General features: G+C 46.7%; 19 protein-coding genes and 1 tRNA gene. 9 read left to right on the top strand and 11 right to left on the bottom strand.

What is annotated here, in order from left to right; translation table 11 throughout:
- Positions 1-37: 37 nt before the first annotated feature.
- A complete protein-coding gene (locus tag ACO08K_RS27465; RefSeq protein WP_421799698.1) occupies positions 38-2,392 on the top strand; it encodes a PA domain-containing protein in 2,355 nt (784 codons plus the stop codon).
- Between the two features lie 104 nt (positions 2,393-2,496).
- On the opposite strand, the gene icd is transcribed toward ACO08K_RS27465, so the two are convergent.
- Positions 2,497-3,762: an NADP-dependent isocitrate dehydrogenase gene (gene icd, locus ACO08K_RS27460; RefSeq protein WP_421799697.1), complete on the bottom strand. Its 1,266-nt coding sequence runs from the start codon at positions 3,760-3,762 to the stop codon at positions 2,497-2,499.
- Positions 3,763-3,902: 140 nt separating this feature from the next.
- On the opposite strand from icd, the gene ruvB reads away from it, so the two are divergent.
- Both ruvB and ACO08K_RS27450 read left to right on the top strand, forming a co-directional pair.
- Entirely contained in the window at positions 3,903-4,931 is a 1,029-nt protein-coding gene (ruvB, locus tag ACO08K_RS27455; protein WP_320031312.1) for a Holliday junction branch migration DNA helicase RuvB, read from the top strand.
- A gap of 11 nt (positions 4,932-4,942) precedes the next feature.
- Entirely contained in the window at positions 4,943-5,833 is an 891-nt protein-coding gene (locus ACO08K_RS27450; protein ID WP_421799696.1) for a bifunctional metallophosphatase/5'-nucleotidase, read from the top strand.
- A gap of 188 nt (positions 5,834-6,021) precedes the next feature.
- On the opposite strand, the gene ACO08K_RS27445 is transcribed toward ACO08K_RS27450, so the two are convergent.
- Positions 6,022-6,459, bottom strand: a complete 438-nt coding sequence (locus ACO08K_RS27445; RefSeq protein WP_421799695.1) for a ubiquinol-cytochrome c reductase iron-sulfur subunit — start codon at positions 6,457-6,459, stop codon at positions 6,022-6,024.
- 165 nt (positions 6,460-6,624) lie between these two features.
- On the opposite strand from ACO08K_RS27445, the gene ACO08K_RS27440 reads away from it, so the two are divergent.
- Positions 6,625-7,716: an aromatic ring-hydroxylating oxygenase subunit alpha gene (locus ACO08K_RS27440; RefSeq protein ID WP_421799694.1), complete on the top strand. Its 1,092-nt coding sequence runs from the start codon at positions 6,625-6,627 to the stop codon at positions 7,714-7,716.
- Here ACO08K_RS27440 and ACO08K_RS27435 read toward each other — a convergent pair.
- The gene (locus ACO08K_RS27435) at positions 7,706-8,587 is read right to left on the bottom strand and encodes a hypothetical protein (RefSeq protein WP_421799693.1); all 882 of its coding nucleotides are present in this window, start codon (positions 8,585-8,587) and stop codon (positions 7,706-7,708) included. The two genes, ACO08K_RS27440 and ACO08K_RS27435, sit on opposite strands and share 11 nt — an antisense overlap.
- Positions 8,588-9,002: 415 nt before the next feature.
- On the opposite strand from ACO08K_RS27435, the gene ACO08K_RS27430 reads away from it, so the two are divergent.
- The gene (locus ACO08K_RS27430) at positions 9,003-10,280 is read left to right on the top strand and encodes a replication-associated recombination protein A (protein WP_421799692.1); all 1,278 of its coding nucleotides are present in this window, start codon (positions 9,003-9,005) and stop codon (positions 10,278-10,280) included.
- A gap of 129 nt (positions 10,281-10,409) precedes the next feature.
- Here the strand turns inward: ACO08K_RS27430 and ACO08K_RS27425 are convergent, their stop codons facing one another.
- From ACO08K_RS27425 to mnmA, 4 genes are all read right to left on the bottom strand, one after another.
- The gene (locus ACO08K_RS27425) at positions 10,410-12,566 is read right to left on the bottom strand and encodes a S9 family peptidase (protein ID WP_421799691.1); all 2,157 of its coding nucleotides are present in this window, start codon (positions 12,564-12,566) and stop codon (positions 10,410-10,412) included.
- A 152-nt stretch (positions 12,567-12,718) separates the two neighbouring features.
- Positions 12,719-13,231 (bottom strand): ribosome maturation factor RimM, encoded by a 513-nt coding sequence (gene rimM, locus ACO08K_RS27420; protein WP_421799690.1) that lies wholly within the window; start codon positions 13,229-13,231, stop codon positions 12,719-12,721.
- Positions 13,232-13,239: 8 nt separating this feature from the next.
- Positions 13,240-13,956 carry a hypothetical protein gene (locus tag ACO08K_RS27415; RefSeq protein WP_421799689.1) on the bottom strand — a complete coding sequence of 239 codons (717 nt, stop codon included), beginning with the start codon at positions 13,954-13,956 and terminating at the stop codon, positions 13,240-13,242.
- Positions 13,957-14,036: 80 nt separating this feature from the next.
- Positions 14,037-15,152, bottom strand: a complete 1,116-nt coding sequence (mnmA, locus tag ACO08K_RS27410; protein ID WP_421799688.1) for a tRNA 2-thiouridine(34) synthase MnmA — start codon at positions 15,150-15,152, stop codon at positions 14,037-14,039.
- A 293-nt stretch (positions 15,153-15,445) separates the two neighbouring features.
- Here mnmA and ACO08K_RS27405 point away from each other — a divergent pair, with 293 nt between their 5' ends.
- Together ACO08K_RS27405 and ACO08K_RS27400 are read left to right on the top strand one after the other, a co-directional pair.
- Positions 15,446-16,084 (top strand): LysE family translocator, encoded by a 639-nt coding sequence (locus tag ACO08K_RS27405; protein ID WP_421799687.1) that lies wholly within the window; start codon positions 15,446-15,448, stop codon positions 16,082-16,084.
- Between the two features lie 125 nt (positions 16,085-16,209).
- On the top strand, positions 16,210-17,076 hold the full coding sequence (locus ACO08K_RS27400; RefSeq protein ID WP_421799686.1) for a septal ring lytic transglycosylase RlpA family protein: 867 nt from the start codon (positions 16,210-16,212) through the stop codon (positions 17,074-17,076).
- Between the two features lie 144 nt (positions 17,077-17,220).
- Here the strand turns inward: ACO08K_RS27400 and ACO08K_RS27395 are convergent, their stop codons facing one another.
- From ACO08K_RS27395 to ACO08K_RS27385, 3 genes are all read right to left on the bottom strand, one after another.
- Positions 17,221-19,419: a B12-binding domain-containing radical SAM protein gene (locus ACO08K_RS27395; protein ID WP_421799685.1), complete on the bottom strand. Its 2,199-nt coding sequence runs from the start codon at positions 19,417-19,419 to the stop codon at positions 17,221-17,223.
- Positions 19,420-19,453: 34 nt separating this feature from the next.
- Positions 19,454-20,116, bottom strand: coding sequence for a YggS family pyridoxal phosphate-dependent enzyme (locus ACO08K_RS27390; RefSeq protein ID WP_421799684.1), 663 nt, complete (start codon positions 20,114-20,116; stop codon positions 19,454-19,456).
- A 98-nt stretch (positions 20,117-20,214) separates the two neighbouring features.
- Positions 20,215-20,604, bottom strand: coding sequence for a glyoxalase (locus tag ACO08K_RS27385; RefSeq protein WP_421799683.1), 390 nt, complete (start codon positions 20,602-20,604; stop codon positions 20,215-20,217).
- Between the two features lie 132 nt (positions 20,605-20,736).
- Here ACO08K_RS27385 and pgi point away from each other — a divergent pair, with 132 nt between their 5' ends.
- Positions 20,737-22,383: a glucose-6-phosphate isomerase gene (gene pgi / locus ACO08K_RS27380; protein WP_421799682.1), complete on the top strand. Its 1,647-nt coding sequence runs from the start codon at positions 20,737-20,739 to the stop codon at positions 22,381-22,383.
- A 141-nt stretch (positions 22,384-22,524) separates the two neighbouring features.
- Here pgi and ACO08K_RS27375 read toward each other — a convergent pair whose 3' ends face one another.
- Positions 22,525-23,235 (bottom strand): metallophosphoesterase family protein, encoded by a 711-nt coding sequence (locus tag ACO08K_RS27375; protein WP_421799681.1) that lies wholly within the window; start codon positions 23,233-23,235, stop codon positions 22,525-22,527.
- A gap of 108 nt (positions 23,236-23,343) precedes the next feature.
- Between ACO08K_RS27375 and ACO08K_RS27370 the strand changes: the two genes are divergently transcribed.
- Positions 23,344-23,418, top strand: a tRNA-Arg gene (locus tag ACO08K_RS27370).
- The last annotated feature ends 64 nt before the right edge of the window (positions 23,419-23,482 follow it).

Genomic DNA, 23,482 nt, shown 5'->3' with positions numbered 1-23,482 from the left:
TTGGTTTACATTTCATCACCTAAATAAATATTCGCATATGCGGAGTTTTACGCACTCTTGTTCAGTAGTCTATTCCCTTTTATCGGGATTGTTCCTACTGATCTTCACTTCCCAAATTGCTGCCCAAAGCCACGTGCTGACGGTAACTGAGCCTGCTGCAATCGCTGGCGAATACCAAGCAGAAATGGCCACTTTTGGTCGCAGCTTCTGTACTGTTACTGGAGAGTTGATCCAGGCTAAAGATGCAGCGAATGGAACACTGGGCTGTACGGCTTCCCCAATCGTAACCGATTTGACTGGAAAAATCGCCGTTATTGATCGAGGAACTTGTAATTTTTCAGAAAAGGTACTCAATGCCCAAAAAAAGGGCGCTATTGCAGTAATCATACTCAATAACACTGCTGCAACACCAGTCATTTTTTCAATGGCTACCGGAGCAGGTGGCGACCAGGTTACGATTCCAAGCTTTATGGTTTCTTTGGCTACTGCCAACAAAATCAAGCCATTGCTTGGTAGTGCAGTAAAAGTAACCATTAAGTCAAATACCCCTGATTTTGTGGACCCCAAGTTGGTGGTTTGGGGCAACAGCTCCAAACAAGGCGATTTTGATGGCGGCTTGAACGGATGGAAAAGCAACACGGTTTCTTGTTCCGGAAAACCCAACACCGCAGTTGCCTGGTCCTGGATTCCTGCCAACGCCTTTCCATCTCCTTGTTTGGTAGCCTCTCCAGGTCAATTGGTATTCTTTTCCCCAACTCGGTGTAATGGAGCCATGATCATGAACGCTGCCACTTTGGATTTGGCAAGCGCAACATCTTGTACCAACTTTGCTCAAGGCCCTTGCCCCGCACCACACAGTGCAGAATTGATCTCCCCAACCATCAAGGTGACCAAAGGAAGCGCGATGAACGTGTCTTTTTACCAGTCCTTGACCCACTTTTACGATTCTGAATACTTTGTGGAATGGTCAAAAGATGGGGGTAAATCCTGGATTTCTACCCAAATCAACGAAGAAATTCGTCCTTTTGAAGAAAATGATGATCCCTATAAATCTGTACGCTTGATTGGCAGCGAAACGGCGGATAGTATCAAAATCAAGTTCCGTTACGATGGCAATTATTACCACTGGGCCATCGACGATGTAAAGCTGGTTAAGCGGGAAGCCAACAACCTTGCTTTGACTCAGTTTTACGCCTTGTCACCCAACCAACAACAACCTGTCTCACAGGCTGAAACCATTCCTTTTGGTGCTGCAGTTGAAAACATCGGGGCCAATGCACAATCGAACTTGAAGTTGTACATCAACGCTATTGACTCTACCACCAATGCCCGAATTTTCCGGGATTCGGTAACTTCGGCGTCTATTGCACCGAACCAGATTGATACAGCTATTTTTGCTGCAAAATTCCTTCCCAATAAAAAAGGAACCTATGCCATGGTTTACCAGGCATCGGCTGATTCAACTGATTACGACCGTTTTGACAACCTGGAAGGTTTCTTCTTCCGTGTTACCGATACCACTTTCGCTAAAGAATTGGGCGCTACTTTTTATACCCTTCCCGGTGACAACTGGGATGTGAACGAGCCACACTCGGCTGCTTATGGCAACAGCTATTACGTTGTCAAAGGAAAGGGCAACTATTTGCGGAGTGTTTCTTTTGGTGTAAACAATGGCGCAGACCTTCAGGGAATTTCGCTGTTGGTGAGTTTGTATACCTGGGACGACCGCAACGGAAATGCCTTGGTGGAAGCAGGAGAGCGCAATTTGATCGCTGATAACTTTTATGACATCAAAGGAACTGAGACAGGCGCTCGCCTGATTACCGTACCTTTCCCTGAACAAGGTGAGCCAGTAGTTCAATTGGCAGATACCACTACCTATTTGGTGATGATTGAATATTTCACCGGTGATGATACCGACATTGAATTGTTGTTGAACGATACTTACGATCGCCGTCCAATGTTGTTGACTGGTTTTGCTGCCGACAAACCGCGTTATGCCAGCTTTACCGCACTGGATTCAGATTTGGGCACCGTTACCTATAGCCCAACTGGTTACGGTTTGGAAAATGTATATGTCGTACGTATGAACGTTGGACCACTAAAGATTACCAGTGATCGGGACATACCTTCAATCAGCAATGAATTTGCGATTAGCCCTAACCCGGCTCGTGAAGACATCTACTTGCAATTGGCATTGAACAAAGTGTCCAAACAAGCCAATGTAAGGATCATGGATATGGCAGGTCGCCAAATCATGGAGAAAGTATACACAAACGTGAAGCGGGATCAATTCCAGATTTCGGTGGATGGACTTCCAGCGGGTACCTACCTGATGCAGGTCACTACGGAGAACGGAACGGGAACGAAGAAGTTTGTGAAGAGCGAATAAAGAATAGAGATGAGAGATGAAAGATGAGAGAGGCTACCGCAGCGTTTTTGACGATAATCTTGTCTAAGGCTCTGCGGTAGCTTCTTTCATCATTCATCTCTAATTTACATGTTCGCAATAATCTCATCGCCAAACTCAGAACACTTCAACAAAGTTGCTCCTTCCATCAGGCGGTGGAAATCATAGGTTACACGTTTGTTGCTGATGGCGCCCTCAACGCCTTTGATGATCAGGTCAGCAGCTTCTTTCCAACCCATGTAGCGGAACATCATCTCACCAGACAAGATTACCGAACTTGGATTTACCTTATCCTGGCCAGCGTATTTCGGAGCAGTACCGTGGGTAGCTTCAAAAATGGCTTTGCCGCTGAGGTAATTGATGTTGGCACCTGGGGCGATCCCGATACCACCTACTTCCGCAGCCAGAGCATCGGAGATGTAATCACCATTCAGGTTCAAGGTAGCAATCACTGAATATTCAGCAGGACGCAGCAGGATTTGTTGCAAGAAGGCATCGGCAATGGCGTCCTTGATCAGGATTTTTCCAGCAGCCAATGCGTCAGCTTGAGCTTTATCAGCAGCAGCTTTGCCATCGGCAGCAGCAATCCGGTCGTATTGAGCCCAGGTAAACACCTTATCGCCATACTCCCGCTCCAGCAAGGCATAACCCCAGTCCTTGAACTTACCTTCGGTATACTTCATGATGTTGCCCTTGTGAACCAGGGTCAATGAAGGCAAGTTATTGTCGATGGTGTATTCGATGGCCGAACGAACCAAGCGCTCGGTTCCTTCCTGGGAAACAGGTTTAATCCCCAGTGAAACGGTATCAGGGAAACGGATCCCTTTAACACCCATTTCTTCAATCAGGAATTTTTTGAGTTTTTCCAACTCTGGCGTCCCGGCAAGGTATTCAATACCCGCATAAATGTCTTCGGTATTTTCGCGGAAGATCACCATTTCAACCAGTTCAGGCTCCTTCACCGGGCTAGGAACACCCTTGAAATAATGCACTGGACGAACGCAGGCATACAGGTCGAGCATCTGACGCAAAGCAACGTTCAAAGAGCGGATACCACCACCAACCGGGGTAGTCAAAGGACCTTTGATGGCGATGCGGTACTCGTCAATAATTTGCAGCGTTTCGTCTGGAAGCCAGCTGCCAGTAAGGTTGAAGGCTTTTTCACCAGCCAACACTTCCTTCCAATGAATTTTGCGTGTACCATTGTACGCTTTTTCCACTGCGGCATCCAAAACGCGAACTGAGGCCGCCCAAATATCGGCTCCAGTACCATCTCCTTCGATAAAAGGGATGATCGGATCGTTTGGCACCGTTAATTTTCCATTTTCAATGGTTACTTTTGATCCACTCATTGTTGTATTATTGTATTTTCAATGCTGAAAAAATGTAGAGACGCAAGGTTTACGTCTTTAGCAACAATATTTGAGCCCAAAAAGCTTTGAAACAGAGCTGGCCTCAAATTTTGCTGCGCAAATTTAAAAACAATATTTAAATGGCAAATCCTATATTGGATGCTTCTGGCAAGCAGTTTAGCACGGATGAACAGCAAATCGAGCGCGCGTTGCGTCCGAAGGCGCTGGAAGACTTCAGTGGACAGCCCCGAATTGTAGATAACCTGAAGGTTTTTATCACGGCAGCCAAACAGAGAGGAGAAGCCCTGGATCACGTTTTGCTGCACGGCCCACCGGGATTGGGCAAAACTACTCTTTCACACATCATTTCCAATGAACTGGAAACGGGCCTGAAAATGAGCTCAGGACCTGTTTTGGAAAAACCGGGAGACCTGGCCGGGTTGCTGACCAACCTCAACGAAGGAGATGTTTTATTCATTGACGAAATTCACCGCCTCAATACCGTAGTTGAAGAATACCTGTACTCCGCCATGGAGGATTACCGCATCGACATCATGATCGACAGCGGCCCCAATGCCAGGAGTATCCAAATTACACTCAACCCCTTCACCCTCGTAGGTGCCACCACCCGAATGGGTTTGTTGACGGCACCAATGCGGGCGCGTTTTGGCATCAACTGCCACCTGGATTATTACGATGTAGAAACCCTGAAGCGAATCATCCACCGTTCGGCCAATATCCTTAGCCTGGAGATTCTGGATGAAGGCGCCACTGAGATAGCTCGTCGGAGCCGAGGTACACCACGCATCGCCAATGCGTTGCTGCGAAGGGTACGTGATTTTGCTCAGGTCAAAGGGGATGGAAGGATTACCCTGGAAATCGCCAAAATTGCTCTGGAAGCCCTGAATGTGGACGAATATGGCCTTGATGAAATGGACAATAAAATTTTGTCAACCATCATTCAGAAATTCAAAGGTGGCCCGGTGGGTATTTCTACCATTGCAACGGCAATTGGTGAAGAAGCAGGCACAATTGAAGAGGTACACGAACCGTTTTTGATTATGGAAGGCTTTTTACAAAGAACGCCACGTGGTCGGGAAGCTACCGAAAAAGCCTATCGACACCTGGGAATTGTACCTCCAGCTCAGCAAAGAACATTGTTTGAATAAAACCCTCAACCATGCAAAGACGTACCTTCATTCATCAATTCGGCCTCGGAGCCGTTGCCTTGGGTACGGGAATTCCCCAGTTGGACTTTTCCGGTGATTTTTCATTGAGCATCCTGCATACCAACGACTTGCACGGTCGTTTTGAAGGCAATAAGGCAGCTTATCATGTTTTTGCCCAGCAGGCCAGACAGTTTGTGCAAAAGATCCGGCAAGAACAAGCTCATGTTTTGTTGCTCGATGCTGGAGACGTATTGAACCCTTCCAACTCAAAAGGGGAGGAGTTGGCCTGGATGAAGGGGATGGGCTATGATGCTTTTGCCCTGGGTAACCACGATTTTGATCGGGGTATGCAAGACTTATCCAGCCAACTCAGCAAAAACCCGATTCCTGCCCTTGCGGCAAATTATCAGTTGGCGGATACTCCTCTGGTTAAACTGGTTAAACCCTATCACATCGTTGAGAAAGCAGGGCAGCGCATCGGCATCATGGGGCTGGGGGTGAATCCAGAAGGGTCGATCCCTCAACTGCTGCGAGAAGGCCTGGTTTATACCGATCCTTTGGCCACAGCGAATCAAGTAGCCGTTGAATTGAAAGAAAAACACGCCTGTAACCTGGTGATATGTTTGTCCCACCTGGGCTACCATTATAAGGACGAACAAATTTCGGACTTAAAGCTGGCTCCTCAGTCGCGGCACATCGACATCATCATTGGTGGCCACACCCATACTTTTTTACCCGAACCCATCGTGGTCAATAACCTGGACGGAAAACCTGTCCTGATCAACCATGCTGGTTGGGGAGGTTTGTTGATGGGCCGCATTGATTTGCAGTACAGCAACGGGGCAATTCGGGTGGCAAAGGGGGAGAATGTGGCAATTGGTGCTCAGAATTGGGCAGCTTAAGGTTTATGGATTTCCTGAAGCTATTTGTCATTGCTGAGGTGACTCCTTTGGTGCCTTAGGATTCTTAGGTGGTGAAAAAGAAAAAACTTGCATAACAGTTATTCTTTCACCATCTAAGAATCCTAAGGCACCAAAGGAGTCACCTCAGATTAGGAATCTAAAATACTCTACGTGTTTCTTGTTGCATATTATGCAAACACTCGTAAATTCTTTCCACTCAGTTCGGTCTTATATTGCTTCAAATCTGAAGAAGCAGGCCCATTCAATACACTTCCCGACTCTGAAAAGGTGGAGCCGTGATTGGGGCAGAAAAACCGTGAATTGTTGCCTTGGTACTGAATAATGGTGCCTTGGTGAGTACAAGCTGCCGCTACTGCAATGTACACACCTCCGGTGGTTCTGGCAACGATCACTCCATTTTTCACCAGGAAGCCACCGTTGTTGTTCAAAACAGCATTTTCTGCAGCATTGAGGTCGAGGGTGAAATCTAAACTTCCACCACCACTACCACCAGTGTTTCCTCCAGGGGTAGCCCCGTCTTCCTTGGTGCAACCGCCCAGACAAGAAATAGCTACGCCACCACCTACTGTTAGCCCCAGTAGGCTCAAAAATTCTTTCCGATCCATGTTTTTAATTTGATTGGTTATGGTCCACTTAATGCTACGATGTAAGTGGGGGTATTGGTTGTAATGTTTACTCATCCTTTACCATTATTGTGTTGAGATGGTTGCTTGAGTAGACGAAATTTTGGGAAAAAAATTATTTATCATTGTGTAACCAAAGGATTGCCCATGCCAAATTTTACCTACTCTGTACACCCCGACATCACCCTAGCCGAAACCCTACCCGCCGAGTTTTACCGCAATCCCCGGGTATTCGACGCCATGCAGGAAAAGTTATTCCCCCGCAGTTGGCAATGGATTGAAACCGGGGAAAATTTGAACCAAGCTGGATCGGTCTATCCATTTCAATTCCTGCCGGGGTTTGTCAATGAGCCCCTGTTTTTGAGCAAAACTGAAACTGGCGAGGTGCAATGTTTTAGCAACGTCTGCACCCATCGGGGCAACATCCTGGTACACAACCCTGGGCAATACAAAAAACTGACCTGCAATTACCACGGTCGGCGCTTTGACCTCCAGGGGCAAATGGAGTTTATGCCCGAGTTTAAGGAAGCTCAGGGATTCCCTCGCGCATGTGATCATCTAACCGAAGTGCCTTGCCAAACCTGGGCTCAGTTTCCTTTTGTTTCCCTCGATCCGGGTTTTGATTTTAAGCCAGTCTTGGAGGTGATGCAGGAGCGGATTGGGTTTATGCCATTGCCCCAGTTTCGCTATGCTCCAGAATTGAGCCGGGATTATTTGGTCAATGCGCACTGGGCTTTGTACTGCGACAATTATTTGGAAGGTTTTCACATTCCTTTCGTCCACGCAGGCCTAAATCAGGTTTTGGACTATGGGGCTTATTACAGTGAGCTGTTCGATTATTGTAACCTGCAAGTGGGGATTGCGGATTCTGGCACCGAGTGTTTTGATCTCCCGGCCGGGCATATCGACTATGGCAAGCGGATTGCCGCCTACTATTTTTGGGTTTTCCCCAATATGATGTTTAATTTTTACCCCTGGGGTTTGAGCGTCAACATTGTCAAACCCTTGTCCATCAAACAATGCAAAGTCCGCTTCATCTTGTACGTGTACGATGAAAGCAAGCTGGATCAGGGCGCTGGCGCGGATTTGGACAAAGTGGAACGGGAAGATGAATTTGTAGTAGAAAATGTACAAAAAGGGCTACAGTCCCGCTTTTACCAAACGGGACGTTTTTCCCCCAAACGTGAAGCATGCGTGCATCATTTTCACCAGTTGCTGGCTAATAACCTTAACAGTTGATGATCGCAAGCAAATGTTGGGGCAACAAACCCTTTTCGACTTCCTCCAATTGCAGTGTTAAATTGTTGGCATAATGCCCATCAAAACAAGTATGTCCCAGGAAATAGCGTTCGTTTTTACAGGCCAGCATGACCACACAAGCAGGGGCGCGACGGGGGATGTTGAAGGCGCAAAACTTTTGGTCATACGGGAAAAGTTTGACGACCGATTGGTGGTTGCGGAACACCAAGAAGGCTTGTTTGTGTTCAAAACCCAGGTCATGGTAACGAATACTCAACATGGATTTGAGCCCTTCTTTGGCAAGTGGCAAATGGGCGCTGAACCAACCCAATTGATTGAGTTCAAACTTTAACCAACGTTGTCCATGCAATTTGAGAACCGGAGTAGGTTTATTGAAAAAAGGGACCCAGTCTTGTTCAGCAGTCGCACTAAAGGAACGTGTACTGGCCATTGATAAGGTGACAATTTGTAAAGCAGTGGGCTTGGTAATCAAATTATAGATTGGCCAGGCAATTTGGACGGGTTTGATCAGGCGTAAAGTCTGCTCGTCTTTTTTGGCTTGCAAACTAAACATCCCGGCGGATTCAAAAACGCCATCCCTGGACGTACTGGGCATCGCAGCCAGTAACATTCCGGCTTTGTGCACAATTTCTACCAGTTCCAGTTCGATTCTTTCGGTAATGATTCGACCTTGTGTGTCGCAAAAAGAACCGGGTAAAAGACTGATTCTTAACCCGTTTTCACCGCTAATTTGGTTGAAACGAGTTGGGTCAATCCACAATTGTTGTTTGGGTAACCAACGCAAAACAGCATCATCTGTCAAAGCCGCGCTTTGCCCCATCACTTTCAGGTGACTGATGTTAGCAGCCATAGTTTTCTCAATAGTTTGTGCAACTCACCGATGGGGGCAGATCGAGTATAATTTTATTTTTTGCGTATAACAAAAAAAAATATACTCAGCGGTGCTTGCTGTTCGTCAAAATGAAACCAAAAAAGGGTAGATTTAGATAGGCAGATGCTCTCGCGAAGTAGGAATTACCTCTGGTAAAACCATAATACTGAATTGCGACTGCTAAAGTACAACAAAAGTTGTTGTAATTCCTGTTTTTTGTAATATTTTTCCCAGTGCTTTGTAGTGGGGCAAAAATAAGCGATCATTTTTTCTGAGCCAGACGATTAGATAAGGCACTTGAAATGAAACGTTTATTTATCTAATCCTCTGGCAAAATGATCACTTATTTTTTTATCGCCCCTTGAGATTTTGACACTAAAAATACAATCAACCAATGCAGCCATTAGCGGAAAGAATGCGCCCGTTACGCCTTGCGGATTATCTAGGGCAGGAACATTTGGTAGGGGAGGGTTCGGTGCTGCGTCAGGCTCTGGCTGCGGGGTTTTTGCCCTCGATTATCCTTTGGGGCCCTCCGGGAGTGGGAAAAACTACCCTGGCAAATATTTTGGCCAAAGAAACAGGTCGACCTTTCCATAGCCTGAGTGCCATTGCTGCCGGGGTTAAGGACGTGCGGGATACCATTCAAAAGGCAGAACAACAGCGCTTTTTTGGCAAACCCAATCCATTGTTGTTCATCGACGAAATTCACCGCTTTAGCAAATCACAACAAGATGCCTTGTTGGGAGCTGTTGAAAAAGGAGTGGTGACTTTGATTGGAGCAACGACAGAAAATCCTTCCTTTGAAGTGATTCCGGCTCTTTTGTCACGTTGCCAGGTATATGTACTAAAACTGCTGGAAACCAATCAATTGATGCAACTAATTCAGGATGCCCTGCAAAAGGACGAGTACCTGAAAAACAAAAAAGTACGCTTTGACAGTTACGATGCGCTTTTGCATTACTCAGGCGGGGATGCCCGCAAGCTGTACAACATCTTGGAACTGGTGACCAGTCAGGCTCCAAATGTGGAGGGGGAAATTGTAGTGGATGATGCCATCGTCACCAATATTTTGCAACAACACATCACGAGTTACGATAAAGGAGGTGAGCAGCATTACGATGTGGCCTCCGCCTTCATCAAATCCATCCGGGGGAGCGACCCCAACGCGGCTGTGTACTGGCTAGCTCGAATGATAGAAGGAGGAGAAGAGGTCAAATTCATCGCTCGCCGCATGGTCATCGCTGCTGCGGAAGACATTGGACTGGCCAACCCCAATGCACTTTTGATGGCAACTACGGCTTTTCAGGCGGTGCAGGCGGTGGGTTTGCCAGAGGCCAGGATCATTTTATCACAAGCAGTAATTTACCTGGCTACTTCCCCTAAAAGCAACTCAGCCTATCTGGCCATCGCTAAAGCTCAGGAATTGGTGCATTCACAGGGAAACCAGCCGGTACCGCTGCATTTGCGCAATGCACCTACCCAATTGATGAAAAAACTGGACTATGGAAAGGCTTATCAGTACTCCCACGATTTTCCGGGCAACTTTGTGGAGCAGGAGTACCTACCGGAAAAATTGAGTGGGACAAAATTGTTTGAACCTGCAGCAAACCCGGCAGAAGAAAAGACAAGGGGCTGGTTAAAGGGTTTGTGGAAGAAAAAGTATGGATATTGAATTTAATTTTCTTAGGTGAATCCTTTGCTTCCTTAGGTGCCTAAGGTGGTGAAAAATCAACAACCTGCGAAGCAGGTATTCTTCACCACCTCAGGCACCTAAGCAACCAAAGGGACACCTAAGGAAGATTTACCGAATATACCGTTCAAAAAACTCGTAAATCCGCAACATCCGGTCAATCCGCTGCCGCACATTCCCCGAGCGGCTCAATTCATGCGTTCCACCCGGCATCAAGACATATTCCACATCCTTCTCCAGGTATTTCAAACTGCGGAACATCATTTGCGACTGAATTACCCCGGTGCGCAGGTCATTTTCTCCGTGTTTGATCAAAAATGGAGTACGGATTTTATCCACGTAACTGTAAGGTGACTCTGCATCGATCTCAGTGGTTTTTTCATCCTCCCATGGTAGACCGAAATAGTTGGGCACCAGGCGCCAGGCATTGCCTTCGCCCATAAAAGTGGTCAGGTCATAGACCCCACGCTGGGCAAAAGCGGCCTTGAAGCGGTGATCGTGCGCGATGATCCAGGCGGTGAGGTAACCCGCATAGGAACCACCTGTAATCACCTGTTTAGACGTATCTACCCAGGGCGCTTTGGCAGCGTCAGAACAGGCAGCCAGGGCATCTTCCTGTGGGCCGGGGCCCCAATCGCGGTAATTGGAAAACTGAAAATCTTTGCCATATCCACCCGAACCACGTTGGTTAGGATACACCACACCATAACCCTGCGAACAGAAATACTGAAACTCGTGCCACATCGAAAACTCACCCGGCCCCCACATGGCAGTAGGTCCACCGTGCAATTGTAGCAGTAATGGATATTTTTTACCCGTTTCCATAAAGGTGGGCCTCATGATCCAATACTCTATTTTTTGTCCTTTGGTGTTGGTATACACCCGCTTTTCCGGCAAACTCAGTTTTTTGTCCTTCAACCAAGCCTCATTGTGGCGACTGAGCTGAACAGGGTTTTTCATGTTCAAATCAGCATAGAAGAGTTCGGAGGGATTCGATACATCCGTTTTGCTGTATACCACTTTGGTATTCGTTAAGTCAAAAGCGTTGATGCCCGAATCAAAATCGCTCAATCGCTCCACGGCACGGGTTCTGGCGTCGATGCGGTATACGGGTGAGCCTCCATTAGAAGGAGCAGTGAGGTAAATGTATTTACCATCCGCTGACCAGTTGGCACCGCCAGGAGTACGGTCGAAAGGAACAATATGCAGGTTGCTGCCATTGGAGTTGGCCAGGACCAATTGGCTGAATGACAAGAGATTTGGCGTTGACATAACGGCTGCCAAAGTGCTGCCATCGGGCGAAAGGCTGAAGCCACTAAAAGACTTCCCACTTTCGGCCAGGATGGTTTTTTCATCACCCCCTTGCAGGTTCATGCTTACAATGGTGGATTCCTGCTCCCGGTCAGGGTGTTGGCTGCGGTCTTTTCCCGTTACGGCCCAAATGCGTTGCCCATCAGTTGCCCAACTGCCCTGTCCATAAGACCAGAAACCTTTGGTAACCGGGCTAGCCTTTGCGCCTTCCTTCACATCGATTACGAAGAGATGGTTGAATTGGATTTCTGGTTCTACTGTAGCCTCACCCTGAAAATTAAGGCGGTTGAATACTTTGGCTTTCCGGTCTTCTACGTCTTTATCGAGGTAGGCGCGGATTTCTTCCAGATTCCCATCGGGATTGGGTTTGATCTTTTTATCGCGGTTTAAAAACTCGTTTTTGGGAAAACCCGGTTTTTCAAGCGACCAGGCCGGAATTCCTTTGCCAGGATTTAAGATGGTATCGTTGAGCAGGGTGCTCAAATTGAGGGATACACTGAAGAGGATCTTACGGCCATCCGGCGAAAACCGGGGATTGCCCGCACCGTAGGATACATCGGTCAATTGCCAGGCTTCGCCGCCGTCCAGGGGTAAAATAAAAATTTGAGATTTGCCTTTTACCGCGCGTGCAAAAGCAACGGTTTTGCCATCGGGTGCAAATACGGGGCTGGAAACACTTTCAGCTCCCCGGGTCAAGGCGCGGGGGGTGGCGTTAGCTTGTAAATCAACCAGGTAAAGGTGGTTACGGTAATCGTACTCCAGCTTGTTCTCGGCATTGGGCTCAATGGTCCGCAAGGTGTACAGTGCCTTATTTCCATCAGGCGAAGCGGCTACCGACACCACCTGTTTGATGCGCGTTAGGTCGGTGACCAGAATTTTTTGGGTGCCGTTTTGGGCAAATACGCTGATGGCCTGTGAAAACAGCACCAGTAGAAAAAGGGTGTGGATGTTTTTCATGTATGATTATGGTTAGGGTTGAATATAGTGATAAATGATGAGTTATGAATGATGAATCGACTCAACCTTTATCCTTACATTTGAAATACATGCATTGCGCCAAAAATACAATTGCTCAACAATTCATCACTCATCACTCATAATTCATCACTTTACAATTCCAGCAGTCCTTCCGGCAAATCCACCAGCACTTTTTCCCCCTTATGATCCACTGATTTGATGAAAACTGGATTGAGGGGAACACTTACCTCACGTCCCTGGTACTCCAAAAAAGCCAGGTATTGGCCAGGAGATTCAACAACTTCTTCAATTTTGCCCAATTCACCCAATTCCACATCCTGTAAAAGATAACCTACATACCTTTCGTATTGGGATACATTTACCTCTGCGGCCTCGGGTAGAAGGTCACTTTCCCGCATAAAAAGCTCCTTGCCGCTGAGGGCTTGGGCTGGTTCGCGTTGGTTCAGGTCTTCAAATTTGACGATGGGATCAAGGCCACCTCGAAACTCTTCAATGAAATAAGGCACCACTTTACCCGCTGATTCTACAAACAGGACTTTCGCTTCTGCAAAATCATCCCAGTAACGATCCTTGATCTTGAGTTTTAGCGCACCATCCACCCCGTGGGTTTTACTGACTCTACCGATGGCAATGTACTTATCCATATGCAAAATTAAATTCTACGCATTTTTAAAATAAAACCAGCCTGGGCTTTTTTCTCCCAGGGCTGCCCCTGACAAGCATTCAAACATTGGGTGTTGAGTACACTAAGTTCGCGATAAACCAGACCCAAATTGGCAGCATAACGCTCCGTTCCCCGACGCAACTCAATGGCATTTTCATAGTTGCTGAATTGAATTTCCAGGGTGCTGGGGTATTGATTCCAGCTTTGATCGATGCTTTTGACCTTGGCTTCCCAGCCTTTGAACATTTCAAGGGGTTCACCTTTTACTTCTACTTTACTGAAGGGGTCGACAAAAATAAGAGGATCCCAGGTTTGACCTTCTTTTAATGGGAAGGCCATTTTTAACAAGCGAAAATTGTCTTCAAAACGTTGGGCCTGGTCAATTGGGCGAGATTCACTCAATACCTTTTTTAGCACCCATGGTGCAGCATTATTACGTCGCTCATAACGTTCAATGCTGTATTCCAGCGCATTGCTGGCATTGCGGAAAGTATCCACTACTAATTCCCTAATGAAGGTTTTACTTGAGTCGATTTGTACCCGATTACCCAATGGGTCGAACAAAATACTGTCGACGATAAAAAGCCTTTCTTGCCCGATTGAAAGTGGAAAATATTCGTAGCGGTACTCCAGAGCAGGGGCTGCCACTTCCTCTTTGCAGGCAAACAGGCCAAATGCAAGTAAAAGTAGCAGGAGTGTACGCATATTGATTATTTAAGGTAGAGACGCAAGGCCGTGCGTCTTTTGACCTCGGCCATATATAGGAGACGCACAGCCGTGCGTCTCTACAGCGCGAAATCTTTCGGTATTTCCTTATAAATGATCCCACCACCGATCACATCATCTCCTTCCATAAACACGGCGGATTGCCCGGGAGCAATGCCGCTGACATTGGCAAAAAACTCTACGGAAATGCGCCCATCGGGGGTGTTGCTCAACTGGCTCATGGTGCCGGCATCTTTGTAACGCACCTTGGTCAAAGCTTCCAGGCCATCGGGAATTTGATCGTATTTCATGGAATTGACCTGGTAAACGCTCATGCTGTTGCGGATCAGTTCATCCAATTCCCCGAGGACTACGGTATTGCTATCCGGGCGAATTTCGGTGACAAACATGGGCTGGCCAAAAGCGACTCCCAAACCTTTGCGTTGACCCACCGTATAAAAAGGATAACCTTCGTGTTTGCCGATGACTTCCCCTTTGGTGTTGATGAAATTTCCTCCTTTGACTTGTTCTTCCAAATCGGGCAAGCGGCGTTTGAGAAAACCTCGATAATCGTTGTCAGGTACAAAACAAATCTCGTAACTCTCCGATTTTTTGGACAATTCGGCGTACCCGGCATCAAAGGCGATTTGCCGTACCTCTGGTTTGGTGAACTTGCCTACCGGAAATTGAGTACGCTGCAAGGCTTCCTGGCTCAAACCCCATAACACATAAGACTGATCCTTGTGTGGGTCGGCCCCTTTGCTGATGTATTTGCGGCCATTCAATTCCTTGACCTGGGCATAATGTCCGGTCGCGATGAACTCACAATCCAGCGAGTTGGCGCGTTTCAGCAGGGCGTTCCATTTGATGTGTGTGTTGCACAACACACAAGGATTAGGGGTGCGGCCCGCAATGTATTCTTCTACAAAATTATCGATGACAAAATCGCCAAATTCATCCCGGATGTCGATGATGAAATGGTGAAAACCCATACTCACGGCCACTTCACGGGCATCATTGATGGAATCGAGACTACAACAACCCGTTTCTTTTTTGGAACCGCCAGAATTGGCATAATCCCAGGTTTTCATGGTAATGCCAATCACTTCATATCCTTCCTCGTGGAGCAACATCGCAGTAACTGTACTGTCGATTCCTCCACTCATGGCCACTAAAACCTTTCCGTGTTTACTCATTAGATGATTTTTGAAAAAATATCCCGGCAAAATTACAAAATTATCAACCCAAAAGTTCGTAACAAGCAGTGGGGCAAAAATAAGTGATCATTTTTCCTGAGCCAGAGGATTAGATAAGGCACTTGAAATGAAACGTTTACTTATCTAATCCTCTGGCAAAATGGTCACTTATTTTTTTATCGCCCCCAAGACAAAAAGGACTTCGTTTAATTGTTAAAAAAAGTTGACTTTTGCGCCATAAGCGTTTAATTTTGCCTCCCGATTGATTATCCGTGTTTTTCAAAAAAAGAAGAATGGAGCCGTCACCCGCTCTGGTGTTTTTACTAAGCATGCTGGCTAGTATTGTTGGAACTTTGCCTTTCGGCCCCATCAATCTCTCCGTAGTTGATACCACCATCAACCGCAGTTGGCGCGCCGCATTTCATTTTTCGGTTGCGGCTGCTTTGATCGAAATCCCACAATCTTTTATTGCCATTCGTTTTAATCCCACAATGCAGGCTCTTTTGCAGCACAACATATGGGCCAAAGCATTTGTGGTTATCTTTTTTGTTGCCTTAGGTTTGGTTTTTTTCTGTCGAAAACCAGCTGAAAATCAGGAGAAGAAGCGAAAAATCAAAGAAAACGACTTTTTGCATGGCTTGTTGGTTTCTATTGCAAACCCACAAGCAATACCTTTCTGGATCTTTATCCTCGCTTTTTTAAAATCGGCAAAATACCTGGATATTTCAGCACATCCACCCTTGTACTTTTTATGCATCTTTTTGGCTGGAGTAGCTTGTGGAAAATTGCTTACATTGTTGTTTTACGCATTTCTCAGTCAATTGATTGTGCGTAGGGCTGCGTTTGTAAGTCAATGGATGAACAAAATCATTGGCGTCATTTTGATCGGCATAGGTCTTTTTCAAGGGGTGAAAGAGGTGATGGCGCAGTAGTTTTCCGAAAGTCCTTTGTTTGGAAAAATCCAACATTTATTCTATATTTGATTACTTTCTACGAGACCTGGGTACCGATTTGGGCTTTCAGGACGTTTATGTACCGAATAAACCTGATATTCCATATGAGATCAATCACATTAGTATTTACGCTGGTACTGTCGCTCAATGCATTGGTGCTTTGCGCGCAAGAATTTGGTTATGCTTCCTACTATTCAGATGAGTACAACGGTAGCGAGACCGCATACGGAGAAATTTATGATCGTGGCAAGATGACTGCGGCACATAAAATGCACCCACTGGGCACCCGCTTACGGGTAACGCGCCTGGACACCAAAAAATCGGTCATTGTTCGGGTAAATGATCGGGGGCCTTACCTCAAAGGCCGGGTTGTAGAACTTTCTTACGCAGCCGCCAAACAGTTGGGCATGCTCAACGACGGTCAGGTTGAAGTAAAAGTGGAAGTAGTGGGTCAGGAAGTGGCAAAAAAAGAAGAGCCTAAAACAAACCCTATTGCCGTTCCAACCACAAATACCGAAGAAGTAGTCAAACCAACTACGACTGCTGTTAATACACCGCCGCCGCCAGCGCCTGTTGAAACGAAACCCGCGCCAGTAGCAGTAGCAGAGAAAAAAGTAAACGTAGTTGTTGCACCCGTAAAACCAAGCACCAAATTACAGGTAGACAAGAACAAACTGGTTCGTGGAGACATGGGCACCAGTGGTTTGTTCCAAATAGCTATTGCACATTCGGATAAAAAGGGTTTTGGTGTGCAGGTAGCCATGGTAAGTACCTACGAAAGTATGCTGGATAAGGTGGCCGAACTGCAAGGCAAATGGTTCGACAACATCCTGATCAGTATGGATGGTGGAAAAAAATTCCGGGTTATCCTGGGACCATTTGATACAGAAGGGAGTGCCAAAGCTTATGACAATAACCTGAAGAAGAAGCGGATCGAAGGATTTGTGGTGAACTTGGCAGAGCTCAAGTAGCACTTTATCTTGGGTGGCCCTTTAGTGTTTAAGGTTTCTTAGGTGGTGAAGAAAAAAGCCTGCGAAGCAGGCAGCGTATTTTTCACCACCTAAGAAACCCCTTAGGCACTAAAGAAGCACCTTAGGGATTTCAAGCTATGCTTTTTACAATACCAGCAATCCCAATTTTCCCAATTTATTAAAGGGCTTATTGTACCAAAACAACTCAAAATCCTCCAGCCCCTCCGCTTCGTAATGCTCCTGCACCTGCTGGAAAGTCCAGGTTTCTGGCTGATCCACGGCAATTTTTTCCAAAATCTCCACCACCCATTTTCCCTGTGGCACATCTACCTTGATGCTGAGGTTTTCTTTTTGATCATAAAAAGTCAAGAGTGCACTTTCCCAGGTTTCACCCCGTTTCGTTTTGCTGCTGATTTCCAGGTCGGGTGCATTGCCCAACCAAACCACCTTGGCATTGGCCTTGATTGAAGAAAGCTCATCCTCACTGAGTGCATTGACAATGTAATCCTTCGGAATTTTGGTGCGGGGTACTTTAAAATCGAACCAATCTTGCAGTGGAAATTCAAAGCCTATCCCATGCATGAAATTCAGCAGCGATTTTTTCAAACCAAAACCATATGCATCGTGATCTGTCCCGGTCGGGTCAGTGAAAAGAATGTCATTGTTGGCAAAAGGTCCGCTACAGCCAGGTTCAATTTTGATGCCGTATGCACCAGGATCTAGACCTACCGGGCTGTGTGCGGTAAGGGCAAACTGGTGCCAAAATCCCGACTGCAGGACTCCCGCTTCGAACAATTGTCGCACCATTTCTAGTGAGTCGATGGTTTCTTGCGCGGTTTGACTTGGGAAGCCGTACATCAGGTAAGCGTGTACCATAATGCCTGCTTCTGTGAAGTTGCGCGTAACTCGGGCCACCTGAGCCACCGTTACTCCTTTTTGAATCAAAGCCAACAAACGATCGGAAGCTACTTCCAATCCACCTGATACGGCAATACAACCCGAGGCTTTGAGCAAAAGGCACAAATCCCGGCTAAAACTTTTTTCAAAACGAATATTGGTCCACCAAGTCACCGTGAGTTTGCGGCGGATGATTTCCAGGGCAAGGGCGCGCATGAGGGCGGGTGGAGCAGCTTCGTCCACAAAATGGAAGCCGCGTTCACCAGTTTGGGCGATCAACTCTTCCATGCGGTCGCACAACAATTGCGCGGCTACCGGTTCGTACAACTTGATGTAGTCCAGGGAAACATCACAAAATGTACATTTGCCCCAATAGCAGCCGTGGGCCATGGTGAGTTTGTTCCAACGTCCGTCGCTCCACATGCGGTGCATGGGATTGACGACCTCAATGGCTGAAATGTATTGATCCAGTGGCAAGTCGCTGTAATCGGGGGTACCAACCTCACTTTGTTTGTAATCGCGGTTGAGGCTGTGGTTGAGGTACTCAACTTTGCCATTTATTAAAGTATAGGTACGTTTCAGGAGATCAACGGGGCGCTGGCCTTGCAAGTGCTCAATGAGGTTTTCGATGGGTGTTTCGCCATCGTCCAGGGTGATGAAGTCGAAGAATTCAAAAACCCGGGGATCACTCAATGAACGCAATTCGGTGTTGGCAAAACCACCACCCATAACCACCTTACTGTTGGGATGGTGTTTTTTGATCCACTGCCCACAGCGGAAAGCGGTATACAAATTCCCTGGAAATGGCACGGAGATGGCCACCAGCTGGGGCTTTAGCTCCGCCATTTTTGCACTCAGAATTTGAATAAGCAGCTGATCAATATAGGTGTACTCCGCCTGGAGCTGCGCATACAATTCATCAAAATGGTAAGCTGATCGGCCCAAACGCTCCGCATAACGACTGAGCCCAAAGTGTTCATCCACACATTCGGTGATCAAATCCGCCAGGTCTTCAAGGTAAAGGGTAGCCAGGTGTTTGGCTTTGTCTTGAGTGCCCATGCTGCCGAAGGCCCAATTCAAATCCGCGAGTTGTTTGAAGCGCTCGGCCCGGGGCAAGTAGCCTTCCTGGCAAATGAGATGGGCTAGGGTAGGGTTTTTGCCCTGCAAAAAATTGATGACTCCATCGATGGTCTGGATATAATGTTTGCGCAGGACGATGATCCGTCGGGCGTTTTCCGACCAGCTTTGGTTTTTAGCTGCAATGTGCTCAAATAGGTCGTTAAGGCCTTTGGAAGAATACAAGGCCAAAAAAACCTCAATGCCTAAATCGGCTTGATAAGAACTGATGTTTTTGGTATTCAAAAAGCCTTTCAGGTACGCAGTGGCTGGATACGGCGTATTCAGTTGGGTAAAGGGAGGCGTAAAAAGAAAGGCAGTGGTGCTCAAGAATTGGTGATTTTAGGCCATAAAATTAATGTAATTAACCCACATTCCCATAATTCCGGGCCCCAAAGAGCAAGGTTCCAATGCGCACCAAGGTGCTACCTTCCTCGACCGCAATCGGATAATCATCGGACATGCCCATGGAGATTTCCTTGAAGGCAGGATCATTGGGAAAATAGCGGTCTTTGAGTTGATCAAAAATGTTTTTCAAGTTCTTGAATTCCCGGCGAATCTGATCCTCATCCTCCACAAAAGAGGCCATACCCATCACGCCACAAAGTCTAATGTTCAATAAGTTGGGGTAGGAGAGGGATTCCAATAGGGCAAAAGCTTCCTGGATATCCAGTCCAAACTTGGTCTCTTCATCGTTGATTTTAAACTGCAACAAACAGTCAATTACCCGGTGGTTTTTGACCGCCTGCCGATTGATTTCTTCCAACAATTTCAGGCTGTCTACCGAGTGGATCATGGCCACAAAAGAAGCAATGTATTTGACTTTGTTGCTTTGCAAATGCCCAATCAGGTGCCATTCGATGTCTTTGGGTAAGGCTTCGTATTTGGGCACAACCTCTTGCACCTTGTTTTCTCCAAACAGACGTTGCCCTTGTGCATAGAGGTCCATGATGGCCTCATTGGGCTGCGTTTTGGAAACTGCCACGAGGCGGGCAGAGCCAAGTTCCTGAATCAGTTGTTTGTACATCGTATTTTAACCTTAGTAGTGGGGCAAAAATGAGTGTTGCCCCTTGTGCTACAAATGTAGGAAGACAAAGGTAGGCTTTTGCTGACTCTGCTCAACGATTAATCCTGATTTTTAAAACTTTCAACCGCAGATTGTAAACGTTGGATCAACATTTGGATCAGTCGCCGGGAATGTTCTGCCTCATTTGCCTGGAATGAGTCCCATTCTTCAAGGGAGAAATGCCCGATTACCATTCCTGTCAGGGTGTTTCGCAAACTTTGGTCTTTTTGTAAGCTGTGCTTGATCCACTCCACTCGATCTTTGGCGGACAATTGGAAAAAGACCCCGTGCCGTTTGTCAATGTAAGCCCGGAAAGCGACTACCAGCAGCTCATGCTGAAACTTGAGGATGGGCCGCAGGGTTTGATTCTGGAATTGTTCGGCTGGAGTAGACTGGGTACTGTCCAAGTCAAGATTTGGTCGGATGGATGATAATTGTTGGCTGCGCAAGACGGATGAAGTTTGGTTATTTACACAATGAATAGTCTTGCTGGCCAAATGGTTCAATCTTTTGGAAAATCGTCCTTCCATTTTCTATTTCTCTCAAATCTTCTACCTTTACCCCAAGTAATCAATCCAGACATGCACAAGCAAAATCCAACCCAAACAAAAGCCTGGCAACAGCTGACCGAGCATTTCGCCAAAATGCAGGAAGTCCAAATGAAAGACCTGTTTGCCGCCGACCCACAACGTTTTGCTCAGTTCTCCCAACGTTTCGAAAACGTTTTGGTCGATTATTCCAAAAACATCATCACTGCCGATACCCTCAACACCCTCTTGCAACTCGCTGAAGAATGTGGCCTCAAAGCGGCCATCGAAGCGATGTACAGCGGGGAAAAAATCAATGCAACCGAAGGTCGCTCCGTATTGCACATTGCCTTGCGCAACCGCTCCAATCGACCGATTTTGGTGGATGGTGTGGATGTAATGCCCGATGTCAACGCCGTTTTGGCTAAAATGGACGCCTTTAGCAAACGCATTTTGTCGGGGGAATGGAAAGGCTACACGGGTAAGGCCATCACCGATATTGTCAACATTGGCATTGGCGGCTCAGACTTGGGCCCGGTAATGGTGACCGAAGCCTTGAAACCCTACTGGCAATCGGGGATGAAGGTGCATTTTGTGTCCAACGTAGATGGCACCCACATCGCGGAAACCCTTAAACCGCTGGACCCGGAAACCACGCTCTTTTGTATCGCCTCCAAAACCTTCACCACACAAGAAACCATGACCAACGCCGAAACGGCGAAAACCTGGTTTTTACACAAAGCGAAGGATCAATCGCAGGTAGCCAAACACTTCGTAGCCTTGTCTACCAACGAAAAAGCAGTAGCAGCTTTTGGTATTGATACTGCGAACATGTTTGAGTTTTGGGACTGGGTTGGTGGTCGCTACTCCTTGAGTTCAGCGATTGGTTTGCCGATTGCCTGTGTGATTGGTTTTGACAATTTTAAGGAGCTGCTCGAAGGTTTGCACGCGATGGATGAGCATTTTTACGCAACTCCACTGGAACAAAACATCCCGGTTATCCTGGCTCTGATTGGCATTTGGTACAACAACTTTTACGGCGCTGCTACCGAAGCTATCTTGCCTTACGACCAATACCTGCACCGTTTTGCCGCTTATTTCCAACAAGGGAACATGGAGAGCAATGGCAAATACGTAGGCCGCGATGGCAAAGCCGTAGACTACCAAACGGGTCCAATCATTTGGGGTGAACCTGGGACCAATGGCCAACACGCCTTTTATCAATTGATCCATCAAGGCACCAAAATGATCCCTTGTGATTTTATCGCACCCGCACAAAGCCACAACCCGATTGGTGACCACCACGTGAAGTTGATGTCCAACTTTTTTGCTCAAACCGAAGCACTGCTGATGGGTAAAACTGCAGCAGAAGTAGAGGCTGAACTGGTCAAACAAGGTAAGTCGGCGGCAGAGATCGCGGAGTTGCTGCCTTTCAAGGTATTCCAGGGGAACAAGCCAACCAACTCCATCTTGGTGAAAAAGATCGACCCACGTACCTTGGGTATCTTGATCGCCATGTACGAACACAAAATCTTCACCCAGGGCGTCATTTGGAACATCTATAGCTTTGACCAGTGGGGCGTGGAATTGGGCAAACAATTGGCCAATAAGATTTTGCCGGAGTTGGAAGATGCTTCGACGGTAAATTCCCACGATGCTTCTACGAATGGCTTGATCAATGCATTCAAGGCCATGCGATAAGGCACAATTTCTAAGGTGAATCTTTGGTGCCTTAGGTTTCTTAGGTGGTGAAAAAAAAAGGATAAGTATTTTGAACCACCTAAGAAACCTAAGACACCAAAGGTTTCACCTCAGGGATGAAAACATGATAGTGGAAGAGATTCATTTGATATACGGTTCTCCAATCTCATCCCAAGGGTGGCGTGGCTCAAAATACAAGAGTCGATTGCTTAAATCCACGGCACACAAGTGCCCATACTCCGCCTGTCGGAATACACAACCTCCATCAATATTGATGACCCGCAATCCCTTAAAATGGCGAAACAAATGTTGAATCGTGGAGTAGGGTGTTGGGGTATGTCCATGCACAATGTACCGAGGGCCCAACCATTCCAGGTCAAGATCAGTGTACCAATTTCGGATCCAAAGCATTCTATCTGTATGCTCAAAAGGGCTGGTATCGGGCAAAAACTTCAATCCTGCGTGTACAAATATGTACTCCTCCACTTCTATCCAAAAGGGGAGGTTTTCTAAAAAATCAAGGTAAGGTTGGGGGATTTCCCAGGGGTATTGAACGCCAAAACTGGCAAGCGTAACCTCACCTCCATTTTGTAAAAAAGACTGTAAATTATGAACATGACCTTCTAATGCCCACAAGAGCATTTCTTCATGGTTCCCTCGCAGGCATTGTAGCTGATAACCTTCTGCCTTGAGTCTGAAGATGGTATCCAGTACCTGTTTGGAGGATGGACCGCGATCGAGGTAGTCGCCCAGCAAAAACAGCTGATCTTCTTTGGAAAAATTGATCTGTTGGAGCAATGCTTCAAACGTGGCATTACATCCATGAATGTCTGAAATGGCAATCTTTCTCATTCCATTGGAACTTCTTTCCGCTAAAAGTAGTTTCCTTTTTTTAGAAAAAATTATTCTTTGTGAAAATAGCTTTTGTATATTTGCGGTCTCGAAAGAGAAATTTCATACGGCTTCGTAGTACAACGGATAGTATGTAGGTTTCCGGAACCTAAGATAGTGGTTCGATTCCACTCGAGGCTACCAAGCCCAGTCTGACATTCAGGCTGGGCTTTTTTGTTTTTAATTTCGTACACTTGCACTCAAAAAA

It is taken from the genome of Haliscomenobacter sp. (assembly GCF_965225875.1).
GTDB lineage: Bacteria > Bacteroidota > Bacteroidia > Chitinophagales > Saprospiraceae > Haliscomenobacter.
The sequence above is the reverse complement of the archived record's forward strand: the minus strand, read 5'-3'. Positions and strand labels throughout refer to the sequence as shown.

Excerpts from the sequence above, each read along its gene's own strand:
- rimM (WP_421799690.1), bottom strand. The coding sequence starts at position 13,231 with ATGGATAAGTACATTGCCATCGGTAGAGTCAGTAAAACCCACGGGGTG.
- ACO08K_RS27415 (WP_421799689.1), bottom strand. The coding sequence starts at position 13,956 with ATGCGTACACTCCTGCTACTTTTACTTGCATTTGGCCTGTTTGCCTGC.
- ACO08K_RS27440 (WP_421799694.1), top strand. The coding sequence starts at position 6,625 with ATGCCAAATTTTACCTACTCTGTACACCCCGACATCACCCTAGCCGAA.
- mnmA (WP_421799688.1), bottom strand. The coding sequence starts at position 15,152 with ATGAGTAAACACGGAAAGGTTTTAGTGGCCATGAGTGGAGGAATCGAC.
- ACO08K_RS27390 (WP_421799684.1), bottom strand. The coding sequence starts at position 20,116 with ATGTACAAACAACTGATTCAGGAACTTGGCTCTGCCCGCCTCGTGGCA.
- ACO08K_RS27450 (WP_421799696.1), top strand. The coding sequence starts at position 4,943 with ATGCAAAGACGTACCTTCATTCATCAATTCGGCCTCGGAGCCGTTGCC.
- ruvB (WP_320031312.1), top strand. The coding sequence starts at position 3,903 with ATGGCAAATCCTATATTGGATGCTTCTGGCAAGCAGTTTAGCACGGAT.
- ACO08K_RS27375 (WP_421799681.1), bottom strand. The coding sequence starts at position 23,235 with ATGAGAAAGATTGCCATTTCAGACATTCATGGATGTAATGCCACGTTT.
- ACO08K_RS27435 (WP_421799693.1), bottom strand. The coding sequence starts at position 8,587 with ATGGCTGCTAACATCAGTCACCTGAAAGTGATGGGGCAAAGCGCGGCT.
- icd (WP_421799697.1), bottom strand. The coding sequence starts at position 3,762 with ATGAGTGGATCAAAAGTAACCATTGAAAATGGAAAATTAACGGTGCCA.
- ACO08K_RS27400 (WP_421799686.1), top strand. The coding sequence starts at position 16,210 with ATGAGATCAATCACATTAGTATTTACGCTGGTACTGTCGCTCAATGCA.
- ACO08K_RS27445 (WP_421799695.1), bottom strand. The coding sequence starts at position 6,459 with ATGGATCGGAAAGAATTTTTGAGCCTACTGGGGCTAACAGTAGGTGGT.
- ACO08K_RS27425 (WP_421799691.1), bottom strand. The coding sequence starts at position 12,566 with ATGAAAAACATCCACACCCTTTTTCTACTGGTGCTGTTTTCACAGGCC.
- ACO08K_RS27430 (WP_421799692.1), top strand. The coding sequence starts at position 9,003 with ATGCAGCCATTAGCGGAAAGAATGCGCCCGTTACGCCTTGCGGATTAT.
- ACO08K_RS27465 (WP_421799698.1), top strand. The coding sequence starts at position 38 with ATGCGGAGTTTTACGCACTCTTGTTCAGTAGTCTATTCCCTTTTATCG.
- ACO08K_RS27405 (WP_421799687.1), top strand. The coding sequence starts at position 15,446 with ATGGAGCCGTCACCCGCTCTGGTGTTTTTACTAAGCATGCTGGCTAGT.
- pgi (WP_421799682.1), top strand. The coding sequence starts at position 20,737 with ATGCACAAGCAAAATCCAACCCAAACAAAAGCCTGGCAACAGCTGACC.